Source organism: Xenorhabdus sp. PB61.4 (assembly GCF_963894935.1).
GTDB classification, from domain to species: domain Bacteria; phylum Pseudomonadota; class Gammaproteobacteria; order Enterobacterales; family Enterobacteriaceae; genus Xenorhabdus; species Xenorhabdus stockiae.
Genome location: NZ_CAWQJR010000029.1, coordinates 1 through 10,572, shown reverse-complemented (window position 1 = coordinate 10,572; position 10,572 = coordinate 1). Strand labels below are relative to the sequence as shown.

The following is a 10,572-nucleotide window of genomic DNA, read 5'->3' as shown; positions in this document are numbered from 1 at the left end:
GTTGTAATGTATGTAGGATAAAAACAAATAGCAAAATAAAAATGCATAACAGGATTGCCTTTTAAAATCCTTAAAATATTTAAATGAATAATAAAAATTTCGTAATATGGAAATAACTTCCTTGTTTTTTGATAAGAATATAATGTAAGAAAAAATAGCTATTGATAACACATGCGTCATATTCTGGAATTTATTTCTTAGGGGGAGATCATTAAATAAACTGTGAAATTCATATGTAAACCATGATATTGATGATATGGAGATAAGAAAGAATATTTTTTTAAACATCTGTGTACCTAGTTTATTAAATTTATGAGATAAATTAGTATAATATATTACTCCAGTGCGGTTAATATCGCCATAAGCTCGGAAGGGTTATCGTATTGACCTCCCACTACCGACGATATTCGTCGTCAGTCATTAGCTCAGGGCGTTTAGTGTACTGACGCTGCTTTATTGATTATGGATATCAGGTCATCACTGGATATATTTGAAATTAATGAATAGCGTGATTTGAATAGCTGCTATTGCTATACGTTAAGCTATACCACTCCATTAACTACTAAATAAAATCGCTATATAACAGGTGATTATAACACCATTTGACATTCCAAATTGATATGATTAACAGACGGTTAGAGTGGATGGCCGCCAGTGCAATGGTCACCGGGACTATCACCGTAGCGGGGGAAGGTTACGAAACGAAAGTGGTTAATTTCGGTCGCTCTGCTGACCTGACCGTCACCCTGAGTGGTAGTGATAAATGGCCGACGAAGGTCGATGCAGGCAAAACCAACACCCAGCCGACGCAGGATATTGAAGCCTGGTCGCAGCGTATCCTGAAAAACTCCGGTGCCGTACCGACCGATTTAGTCTTTACCACAAAGTCATGGAATGCGTTCCGTCTGGATACCACTATCACCGACAGTGCCATTAAGTTTCCGGCATTAAACCCGTACGGTAACCAAATCAATCCCGGTACGCAGGTGCAGAAAGGGGCGGTTTATAAAGGCCGTTGGGGGCAGTTTGATCTGTGGGTCTACAACGACTGGTTTATTGACCCGGTGGACGGCAAAGAAAAGCCGATGTTACCCGATGGTACAGTAATTATGTCCGGTGCAGATTTGATGGGCACCCGTGCCTTTGGTGCGATATTGGACCCGGCCTTTAACTATGGCCCGATGGCGTATGCACCGAAATCGTGGTTGCAGGAAGATCCCGCACAGCGTTTCCTGATGGTGCAGTCTGCTCCGTTAGTCATCCCCAGCCGGGTAAATGCGGCCCTGTGCGCAACGGTGGTGTGATATGGCAAAGAAACCTCAACAGGAACTGGGCGGATTACCGCCCGAATTACAAACCGACCCGACAGACGCGGTTAATTCACCAGATATACAGTCTGCATTACCTGAAGAATCAGACAACGATACACAAGCTGATGGTCAGGAAACCCCTGAATTTGTCGTGGTGAGGGGCCGTACTGTCCGGCATAACGGCGTGGATTACCCGGAAAATACGGTTATACCCATCTTCGGTGGCGAGGCTGAACGCCTGCTTGCGTTGGGCGTTATTGTGCGTCTGGATGACTTAAGGGCGCAGTTATTATCCCGCAGTTCACAGGAGGCCTGATGCCGATTGACTGGGATAAACATCTGCTTGCGCCTTTGCATAAGCAGTTTGGCGAGAAGGTGAACTGGCGGCCTAAGCAGGGTAAACCTTACGATATCATGGGCGTGTTTGACCGCGCCTACACTCAGCAGGTGGAATCCCTTGACGGCGATAGTGGTATCAATACCACCAAGCCCCTGTTAGGTGTCCGTGATGCGGCGCTTAAAGTACCACCGAAGCAAGGGGATCGGGTCTTTATCTATCGCCTTGAGACCGAATTTGTAGTGAACGATGTCCAGCCTGATAGTCACGGCGGGACGCATCTGCAACTTAACCGGGTGGTGAAAAAATGAATGCGGCTCAACTACGCAGTCTGGTCGTTCAGGCGCTGATCGGGAAAACCCACGCTCAATCCCGCGTTTATTCCCCGCGTGACTGGTCAACCCGGAGTGAGGATTATCCGTGTATTCTGGTGCAGACCCCGTTTGACCATAAAAAGTCGTTAGGCCGCAACGCCCCGCAGTTTCATACCACCACGACGGTCAGAGTCACCGGACGTCTGGAAGCGTTTGATGATGATTTGGAAGGCGGTGCTGAACAGGCGGAACTGGCACTGGAAACCCTGCGCGAGCAAATCGAACGGGCGGTCATCAATGGCTATGCATTAACAAAAGTGGTGCAGCAGTTTTCCGAAATCCGGTCACAGATTGATATTGATGCCAACGGCGAGGGACATTTCGCTCAGCTTCTGATGGACATTGATATTGAATACTACCAGGGACCGGAGGATTTTTACCCGATTGAGACGCATTCACTGGATGGTATTGATGTGACTATCGCCATGCCGGAACACACCCCTGAACCCCATATCCGAATTAATCTGGAGTAATCCTATGTTTGTCAAACCTGTTGCCGGGCGGCTGGTACGCTGTCCGGTTAAGGGCGAGCCTTTGCCCGACGTCGGTGCCCACGTGCCGGATACGTTATTCTGGCATCGTCGCGTGAGAGACGGTGACGTTGAAATCTGTCAGCCGGTAGAAGAAGTTAAACCTGCCAAAAAAGGCACTCAGGAGGCTGAATAATGGCTATTCCGTTTTCCCGTATTCCCAATAATCTCAGAACGCCGCTGTTTTTCGTGGAATTTGATAACTCGATGGCGAACAGTGCGACCGCGACCCAGCGTTCATTAATCCTCGGTCAGATGTTGGATACGGCAACTGCAAAATCGGCGATCCCGGTGCGGATTTCGTCAGCAGAGCAAGCCGCCTCTCAGTTCGGGCATGGTTCTCTGCTGCATGGTATGACGACCGCGTATCTGGCGAATGATGTCGCTGCTGAATTATGGGTATTGCCGTTGAAAGACAGTGAAAGCCAGATAGCGGCCCGAGGAGCGATTGAAATTACCTCTATGCCGACCTATTCGGGGGTTGTATCACTGTATATTGCCGGACAGCGTGTCCAGCTTGCGGTGATGGCGACCGATAAACCGGCGCAGGTGGCTGAATCATTAGCCGCGGCGATTAACCGTAAGGCTGCCTTACCGGTGAAAGCGGCGGCGAACATTAACACTGTTACCTTGTTTGCCAAAAACAAGGGGGCGCATGGCAACGGGATTGATATCAGTCTCAATTTCCGCGGACAGGCCGGCGGGGAAGAGACGCCCACCGGGATGGCGTTACGCATCACACCGATGACCGGCGGCGTAGGCGCACCCGAGCTGAAGGATGGTCTGGCGAACTTAAATGACCGGGCGTTTGATTTTATCGTTAACCCGTACACCGACACTGTGTCATTGGATGAAGTCAAGGCATTCCTGTCTGATACCGGCGGTCGCTGGTCATGGGAGCAGCAATTATACGGTCATGCATTCAGTGTGATCAGTGGCACCTATGGCGAGTTACCCGTGTTTGGGTCAGACCAAGAGCGGCGGGAGCCGGCACCGTGGGCGTCTATATCATGTGTGATAACAATGGGTACGATGGCTTTCCTGTCGGCAAGGATGGCGTTTCCTCACAGGAATCGTATGCCGTCCATGCCACGGGGGATCAACTGAGGGTGGCTGACCATCTTTATATTTTGCAGCCCGTTACGGCTTTAGTCTGTGTATTATCCCCCATCAAACATTTGCTTAATTTCACGATTAGCGGCTTATCTCATGTGGGAACAGAGGTAACCAGACGTATTAATGCGGCGATTGATAACGTGTTGTTTGAGAGTGGCAATCCGGATGGTACGGGACGCATTCTGCTCTCCGAGCTGCAATATGCCATTGCTGACGTACCGGGCACAGCAGGCTTTGTGATCACCTCACCGACTGACAATATTACACTGCCGGTGGGACATTTGCCCTTACGCGGGAAAGTGACTTACACATGAAACAATACAGCGTGGCAGCGTATACCACTGCTCTTAATGGCTTATTGCCTACCGGGATGGCGTGGATCCGAACACCGGATTCGGTGATGAGTGCGGTTGTACGGGCGATTGCTCGGAGTTATCACCGCAGTGACCAGGATGTGCATTTATTACTGGAGGGCAGTTTTCCGGCCACCGCAACGATTATGCTGCCGGAGTGGGAGAAGTCATTGGACTTACCGGATGATTGTGCGATTGGGGAAATTGACAGTATTTCGCTGCGACAGAAGGCGGTGGTTTCGAAGTTATTACGCACCGGCGGGCAGTCGAAATCTTACTTTATGGGTCTGGCGGCAGAATTGGGATTTCGTATCACCATTACAGAATTTCGGCAGGCCCGAGCGGGGATGTCAGCGTGTGGTGCGGCATTAAATGGAGGTGACTGGCCGTTTGTCTGGCGAATTAATGCCCCGGAAACCACAATGAACTATGCCGTGGCCGGGGGAAGCTACAGTGGGGACCCACTGCGCTCATGGGGCAACAAAAAATGGAGTGCCAGTTTCGCCGGATAAGCCCGTCTCATACTCTCTTGCAGTTCGGTTACAGCCAGTAATCTATTACTAAATCATTTTAATTTTATCTTTTATCACCTTCATTGAGTGAGGATGTGTTATGCAAAAAATCGGTGATATCACCAACACCGCAGACAGTCACGGTGAGTTTACCAATGGGAATGTGGCTGCCGGTATCCCGCCCACTCTGTTGGAAGAGGAGTGGTTTAATACCCTACAACGGGAAATCATTAATGTGCTGCTGAAAGCGGGGATGCAGCCGAACAAAACGAATGATGCTCAGCTGTCTGAGGCAATCAGTAAATTAGTATCGGATTCGAAAGTGCTATTAACTGACAGTATGGGGCAATCCAGTGCGTTGGCAGCCAGTCAGAAATTAGTGAACCAGGTCAACGCCAACAGCCGCCTTGAGAAAGCGCAGAATGGGGCGGATATTCAGGATAAAAATGAGTTTATCCGGCAGCTGGGTTGTATTGAGCAGCAACCCGGCACAGCAACAGATCGGGTCATGAGCCAAAAATCTGTCACGACTGCATTATCAAAAAAAATGAACGTGGGTCAGTTTGGCTTTGGTGGCTTTGGGAGCGATAACCCTGATACCAGCGTCACCCAAATCTTTTTTTCGGGCATTGGTGAATCAGTTAATCCTGCCCCCTATCAGGCCTATGTTCATTATGTGATAGCAGGGACTCATTGGTTCCGGACGGTATTAGCAATCGGTGCCAGTGATACGTCTAATCCCCGGATTTTCACCCGGAATATTGCCGGTGAGCACTATTCTGACAGGACAGAAATCTATACGACGAAAAACCCTCAAAAAACAGTCAATCAGTTAAGTACAGCCCGAAAAATTGCGCTCATGGGGGATGCGACAGGGAATGTGTTGTTTGACGGGGCGAAGGATGTTGCGCTTAAGGTCACTATCCCCGATTCAGCAAAAGGCATCTTAGATATGCGGGAAGGGGATGTTTCAACGATTAAGGCCTCCGGGGATTTTGTTTCTATCGATACCGGCCTGATGGTTCGGGGTATCACGTTCACCCCCGGTGCCCAGTCCGTTAATGTCCGACCGTTACAGATATTGCTTAACGGAAAATGGCTCACAATAAATAAGGTCACGTCATGATGAAATTAATCAATTTAACCGAATCCATACCGGTCAGTGAATACGAGCATATGTTAGTCCGTTACGGTGCAGCGATTTTGCGGGATGAAGAAGGACACGAATGGTACACCTCTCAATCGTTATTCGCCCCTGACACGCTGAAGGTAGTTTATGACAAAGAGTTAGGGTCTGTTGACGTTTTGTGTTCATCATTTATTCTGACCACATAGGTAGCCAGACGATGATAAATGCCAGTGCCACCATACTGGCATAATTCCGTGCTAATTTATCGTATCTTGTTGCGATTGCACGAAAATGCTTGATTCTGGCAAACGCATTTTCCACTAAATGACGATAACGATATAAACCCTTATCAATCTTTTTATCCGATTTTCGGCTGTTATTCCGGTAGGGAATGACCGGTGTCGCTCCTTTGCGTTTGACGATTTCCCTGAAAGCTTCACTATCGTATCCTTTATCCGCAATAACAAAATCTGAAGTGGGAGAGTGTGAAAGGAGACTTTCAGCATGAACGATATCATGGGTTTGTCCCCCGGAAAGCTCAAAATGGACAGGAAAACCGTCACTGTCTACGGCTAAATGGATTTTGGTTGAGAGTCCGCCACAACTAAATATTTTGTCTGGTGTAAGAAATATTTCAGAAGCTGTTGAGTTAACATTGGCCAGTCAGTGCCGACCTGTCGATGATGGTAGAACTATTAGCTTTAGCAACAATAAACCGTATGCCAATCTCGCTGATGTAGGTCAGCGTATGCCTTTTGTTCTCAGGGCAGCAGAACGTTTTGATGCGATGCTACATGACAGTAACCGAAGTTTGCTTGAAAAATCTCTGCAAAACATTGCGGTAGGACGAGGAGTAGAATGAATCTATTACAATGCATAAGCCGACGTCGTGGTGGTTTACTCTTAACCTTATCAATAGTTCTAGGCCTGATAGCCATCTATCTCTATTATTTTTCTTATTCCAGTGAACCTGAAATAGCCTTAGTGACCGGGGAACCTTATGAGGAAATGCGACAGCGATCCAGTGCCGCGATTGATCCAGACCTTCCAGGTAAAATTTGGTTTAATACTCCAAAAACAGATGCGCGTTTACGTTTTACCGATCCTAAATACGGTTTTGTTACCCCCCTTGCCCGATTCTTTGTTGTTAAGTTCAATGATGGAATAATCGAGAGTGTACGAATGTCGCCACAAATAGAGCCGTTGCTTTACGACGATGCGATCAAGATAGTGTTGAATTTACAAGATCAGTGGCGCAAAGCGGGTTGGGTGCTTACCAGAGGATACCATCCTTTGGTTAATACACCCGAATTACACGAAAGCCTTCGTAAGATGAAAGGTACTGGAATAACCTTTTGGCAAGCAGATGATAAATATCAGATCATGCTGAATGTGGCTCGTTTCAAAGATGACAAACATCCTGATGAAGAGCGATATTTGATTACACTGGCAATTGCCAAACCGTGGGTAAATCAATAAAACAAACTCTGATGGGAGTGAGGATATTCTTTCTCACACCCACTCTTCTAATGTTTCAGGATGAGGTATTGAATGAACCTTTCACAATGTATAAGTCGGCGGTGCGGTGGTTTAATATTAGTATTCTCAAGCGTTCTCGGTTTGGTTATTGTCTATCTCTACCATTCCTTTAATTCCCCTGAACCCGAGATAGCTCTTGTGATTGGTGAACCATATGAAGCTATGCGGCAACGCTCTAGCGCTAAAATTAGCCCACCATATGATAATAGCATCGGGTTCAGAATCCCAAAAACGGACGCAAGTTTACGCTTTACCGATCCAAAATACGGGTTTATTACCCCCTCAGCACGATTTTTTACTGTTTCCTATAATAAAGGAATGATCGAGAGTGTGCGCATGTCTCCACAAATTGAACCGTTACTCTATGACGATGCGATCAAGATTGTACTGGATTTACAAGATCAGTGGCGTAAAGCGGGATGGATGTTGACTCGATCTACGGAGTCTCTAGCCTTAGCTAATACATCAGAATTACGTGCTAAACTTCGTAGTTTAAAAGGTTCTGAATCGACCATTTGGCAAGCAGGTGAACAGTATCAGATAATGTTAAATATAGCGCTTTTCCAAGATGATGATCATCCTGATGAAGAGCGCTATTTGATCACATTGCAGATTGCCGAGCCGTGGATAAAGCCATAGCGTAATCTCAGGTGGGTGTGAGAAGATAATATTTTCACACCCACTATCTAGGATGTTGCGTCAAATGGAGGTGTCAAATGAAGCTGTTACAAGGCATGGTGCAACAACGTGGGCGTTTAATATTGGCATCATTAATCGTTCTAAGCCTGATAGGCATCTATCTCTACCATTCCTTTAATTCCCGTGAACCCGAGATAGCTCTGGTGATTGGTGAACCGTATGAGGAAATGCGACAGAGATCCAGTGCCGAGATTGATCCACATCTTCCGGGGCAAATTTGGCGTAATATTCCAAAAACAGATGCGCGCTTACGCTTTATTGATCCTAAATATGGATTTGTAACCCTCCCAGCTCGATTCTTTGCTGTTGTGTATGCGAATGAAGTCATCATTAGCGTGCGTATGTCGCCACAAATTGAACCATTACTCTACGATGATGCAATCAAGATTGTATTGGATTTACAAGATCAGTGGTGTAAAACGGGTTGGGCGCTTACTAAAGGGTATCAACCCTTAGCGAATACGGCAGAATTGCATGAGAGTCTTCGTCGTATGAAAGGTGGCGCTGGAGCGACCTATTGGCAAGCAGATAATAAGTATCAAATCATGTTGGACATGGTGCGTTTCAAAGATGATCAGGCATCCTGATGAAGAGCGATATTTGATTACGTTGGTGATTTCCAAGCCATGGGCAAATCAATAGTGCAGACTCAACTGAGTGTGAGAAGATAATATTCTCACCACCCCCAATTCAGGACGACACTGACGCGCTACGCTTGTCATCTCCGAGCTACCGGGCTAATACATTAACCCAGCAGCTCGGAGAGTCGAAAAAATAACCGTTACTCTCGATTCTCTTTATATAACTACACCAATTTTCCACGGGATAACGGGGTAAATGACATATTTATTATATATTTCATTGTGTTACCTTATCCCATATTATCCCATATTATCCCATATTATCCCAGTCTATCCCCAGGGCAAACGGATCTAAATTAACCAATAGGATTAACTGAATATATTCGGTACATATAAATAGAATGGGTTGCTGTTTGTGATTTATAATCCGCTCCTGTTAATGATAACCGTAGAAACTGCCATGCAAGCAACGACCCTCAGCCATGCCTTTGGTCACCTCACTGATCCGCGTGTTAGCCGAACTAAACAGTATGCGCTCATCGATATTCTGACCATCTCAATTTTTGCCGTGTTCTGTGGTTGTGAAGGCTTCAATGCGATTGAAGAATATGGCAAATCCAAAGAAGACTGGTTTCGTCAGTTTTTGGATCTTCCCAATGGCATCCCCAGCCATGATACCTTTAACGATGTGATAAACCGGCTTGATTCCCATGAATTTGGACACGCTTTTACCCAATGGGTGAACAGATTAGCCAAAATTTCCGATGACATTATTACATTGGATGGCAAAACGTTGCGGGGCACGTTAGACAAAGCCAATGGTGCACCGGCTCTCCATCTGGTCAGCGCTTGGTCAGTCGCGAACCAACATTGCTTTGGTCAGATGACAGTCTCAGATAAATCGAACGAAATCACGGCACTCCCCAAGTTGCTGGCCTTGCTGGATATTGAAGGGTCGACGGTCACGATTGATGCGATGGGCTGCCAGTACAAAATTGCAGACCAGATTACCGGGAAGCAAGCTGATTATGTGCTGGCGTTAAAAGGTAATCAGGGCGAACTTCATGATGATATCAAGCTCTTTTTAGATACCCAGTTAGCGAACGATTTTACGGGCGTTTCTCATGCCTAAACGCAGAGTACCGATGGCGATCATGGTCGCATTGAACAGCGTAAGTTGTGGCTGGTTAACGATATCGCTTGGTTGCGGGAGCGACATCCTCAATGGCCCACGTTGGGGGGCATTGCCGTGGTGGAGTCCTGGCGTGAAGAGCAGGGAAAATCAGCGAGTTATGAACGACGCTACTATATTACTAGTCACGGTGATAAGTCGGCCGACTTTATTGCCTATGCGATACGCAGTCATTGGCATATTGAAAATAAACTGCACTGGCAATTAGATGTGAGTTTTGGTGAAGACAGGCAGCGCCAGAGAAGTGGTCATGCGGCTGAAAATCTAGCACTGCTGAATAAAATAGCGCTTAACCTGCTGAAAAATGAGAAAACAGTTAAAGTGGGGGTGAACACCAAGCGTCAGAAAGCCGGATGGGATAATGATTATCTGCTGAAAGTTCTTATGATGGGATTTACGTCAGTATAATTTAGACCCGTTTGCCCTGGGCCAGAATAGCTTGGGCATTGACAACGCGGCAACAGGCCTTTATCGCGTAATATTTACCTTGATTAACAAGTTTAAGTAGTTACTTATCAGGTTTTGCGAATACTGATTATTGATGATACGAACGGCCAATCGGCCTGTTGAAGAACTTGTAAAACGGAATGGCTCAGTGGAAGCCGTATATTTTTCTGAGGTTCATCAGGCGCGGAACTCATCGAGGCGCAGGTATAAAGCCTATTCAGACGCCGGATAGATTCAAGCAAGCCAACATATTTTCAATTTCAGTATTGCAAAAATGGGAGTGACCATAGATTCCGTTTTCCAAGCGGATCCCTAAGTTGGCGAACCAGATCTATCAAGAGTTTGGCTCACCTTGTCAAGTTCATATCCAAACCTATAAAGGTAGTCCACTAAAGAAGCCAGATGATGTTCTTGTAATTATGGATTCTATTCCTGTTGACAACAATGCTGTCA

General features: G+C 46.5%; 13 protein-coding genes and 3 pseudogenes. 15 read left to right on the top strand and 1 reads right to left on the bottom strand.

Features of this window, described 5'->3' with window-relative positions:
- Positions 1-611: 611 nt before the first annotated feature.
- From AACX68_RS02805 to AACX68_RS02760, 10 genes and pseudogenes are all read left to right on the top strand, one after another.
- Positions 612-1,304 (top strand): annotated as a pseudogene (locus tag AACX68_RS02805) (major capsid protein); the annotation flags it as partial.
- A gap of 1 nt (position 1,305) precedes the next feature.
- Complete coding sequence (locus tag AACX68_RS02800) at positions 1,306-1,626, top strand: hypothetical protein (RefSeq protein ID WP_228860544.1); 321 nt, start codon at positions 1,306-1,308, stop codon at positions 1,624-1,626.
- A complete protein-coding gene (locus AACX68_RS02795; RefSeq protein WP_228860543.1) occupies positions 1,626-1,958 on the top strand; it encodes a head-tail joining protein in 333 nt (110 codons plus the stop codon). The genes AACX68_RS02800 and AACX68_RS02795 overlap by 1 nt, the downstream gene beginning before the upstream one ends.
- Entirely contained in the window at positions 1,955-2,494 is a 540-nt protein-coding gene (locus AACX68_RS02790; protein ID WP_228860542.1) for an ATP-binding protein, read from the top strand. Before AACX68_RS02795 ends, AACX68_RS02790 begins: the two co-directional genes overlap by 4 nt.
- 4 nt (positions 2,495-2,498) lie before the next feature.
- Complete coding sequence (locus AACX68_RS02785; RefSeq protein ID WP_228860541.1) at positions 2,499-2,687, top strand: DUF2635 domain-containing protein; 189 nt, start codon at positions 2,499-2,501, stop codon at positions 2,685-2,687.
- Positions 2,687-3,658: a hypothetical protein gene (locus AACX68_RS02780; protein ID WP_228860540.1), complete on the top strand. Its 972-nt coding sequence runs from the start codon at positions 2,687-2,689 to the stop codon at positions 3,656-3,658. The genes AACX68_RS02785 and AACX68_RS02780 overlap by 1 nt, the downstream gene beginning before the upstream one ends.
- On the top strand, positions 3,562-3,981 hold the full coding sequence (locus AACX68_RS02775; RefSeq protein WP_228860539.1) for a baseplate J/gp47 family protein: 420 nt from the start codon (positions 3,562-3,564) through the stop codon (positions 3,979-3,981). The genes AACX68_RS02780 and AACX68_RS02775 overlap by 97 nt, the downstream gene beginning before the upstream one ends.
- Complete coding sequence (locus tag AACX68_RS02770) at positions 3,978-4,532, top strand: YmfQ family protein (protein WP_370630329.1); 555 nt, start codon at positions 3,978-3,980, stop codon at positions 4,530-4,532. The genes AACX68_RS02775 and AACX68_RS02770 overlap by 4 nt, the downstream gene beginning before the upstream one ends.
- A 100-nt stretch (positions 4,533-4,632) precedes the next feature.
- Complete coding sequence (locus AACX68_RS02765; protein WP_228860538.1) at positions 4,633-5,658, top strand: hypothetical protein; 1,026 nt, start codon at positions 4,633-4,635, stop codon at positions 5,656-5,658.
- Complete coding sequence (locus tag AACX68_RS02760; RefSeq protein WP_228860537.1) at positions 5,655-5,867, top strand: hypothetical protein; 213 nt, start codon at positions 5,655-5,657, stop codon at positions 5,865-5,867. The genes AACX68_RS02765 and AACX68_RS02760 overlap by 4 nt, the downstream gene beginning before the upstream one ends.
- On the opposite strand, the pseudogene AACX68_RS02755 reads toward AACX68_RS02760, so the two are convergent.
- A pseudogene (locus tag AACX68_RS02755) lies at positions 5,851-6,267 on the bottom strand (IS5 family transposase); the annotation flags it as partial. The gene AACX68_RS02760 and the pseudogene AACX68_RS02755 overlap by 17 nt on opposite strands.
- Here AACX68_RS02755 and AACX68_RS02750 point away from each other — a divergent pair.
- The 5 genes and pseudogenes from AACX68_RS02750 (at position 6,245) to AACX68_RS02730 (ending at position 10,080) form a co-directional block, all read left to right on the top strand.
- Entirely contained in the window at positions 6,245-6,523 is a 279-nt protein-coding gene (locus AACX68_RS02750; RefSeq protein ID WP_228860536.1) for a hypothetical protein, read from the top strand. The pseudogene AACX68_RS02755 and the gene AACX68_RS02750 overlap by 23 nt on opposite strands.
- A complete protein-coding gene (locus tag AACX68_RS02745; RefSeq protein ID WP_228860535.1) occupies positions 6,520-7,140 on the top strand; it encodes a hypothetical protein in 621 nt (206 codons plus the stop codon). Before AACX68_RS02750 ends, AACX68_RS02745 begins: the two co-directional genes overlap by 4 nt.
- A gap of 72 nt (positions 7,141-7,212) precedes the next feature.
- Positions 7,213-7,839, top strand: a complete 627-nt coding sequence (locus AACX68_RS02740) for a hypothetical protein (RefSeq protein ID WP_228860534.1) — start codon at positions 7,213-7,215, stop codon at positions 7,837-7,839.
- A gap of 77 nt (positions 7,840-7,916) precedes the next feature.
- Positions 7,917-8,486 carry a hypothetical protein gene (locus AACX68_RS02735; protein WP_339389266.1) on the top strand — a complete coding sequence of 190 codons (570 nt, stop codon included), beginning with the start codon at positions 7,917-7,919 and terminating at the stop codon, positions 8,484-8,486.
- Between the two features lie 454 nt (positions 8,487-8,940).
- Positions 8,941-10,080, top strand: a pseudogene (locus tag AACX68_RS02730) (ISAs1 family transposase).
- The last annotated feature ends 492 nt before the right edge of the window (positions 10,081-10,572 follow it).

Bases quoted from the DNA above. Each gene is read 5' to 3' on its own strand.
- AACX68_RS02795 (WP_228860543.1), top strand. From the start codon at position 1,626: ATGCCGATTGACTGGGATAAACATCTGCTTGCGCCTTTGCATAAGCAG.
- AACX68_RS02775 (WP_228860539.1), top strand. From the start codon at position 3,562: ATGTGTGATAACAATGGGTACGATGGCTTTCCTGTCGGCAAGGATGGC.
- AACX68_RS02780 (WP_228860540.1), top strand. From the start codon at position 2,687: ATGGCTATTCCGTTTTCCCGTATTCCCAATAATCTCAGAACGCCGCTG.
- AACX68_RS02790 (WP_228860542.1), top strand. From the start codon at position 1,955: ATGAATGCGGCTCAACTACGCAGTCTGGTCGTTCAGGCGCTGATCGGG.
- AACX68_RS02760 (WP_228860537.1), top strand. From the start codon at position 5,655: ATGATGAAATTAATCAATTTAACCGAATCCATACCGGTCAGTGAATAC.
- AACX68_RS02770 (WP_370630329.1), top strand. From the start codon at position 3,978: ATGAAACAATACAGCGTGGCAGCGTATACCACTGCTCTTAATGGCTTA.
- AACX68_RS02745 (WP_228860535.1), top strand. From the start codon at position 6,520: ATGAATCTATTACAATGCATAAGCCGACGTCGTGGTGGTTTACTCTTA.
- AACX68_RS02735 (WP_339389266.1), top strand. From the start codon at position 7,917: ATGAAGCTGTTACAAGGCATGGTGCAACAACGTGGGCGTTTAATATTG.
- AACX68_RS02765 (WP_228860538.1), top strand. From the start codon at position 4,633: ATGCAAAAAATCGGTGATATCACCAACACCGCAGACAGTCACGGTGAG.
- AACX68_RS02740 (WP_228860534.1), top strand. From the start codon at position 7,213: ATGAACCTTTCACAATGTATAAGTCGGCGGTGCGGTGGTTTAATATTA.
- AACX68_RS02800 (WP_228860544.1), top strand. From the start codon at position 1,306: ATGGCAAAGAAACCTCAACAGGAACTGGGCGGATTACCGCCCGAATTA.
- AACX68_RS02785 (WP_228860541.1), top strand. From the start codon at position 2,499: ATGTTTGTCAAACCTGTTGCCGGGCGGCTGGTACGCTGTCCGGTTAAG.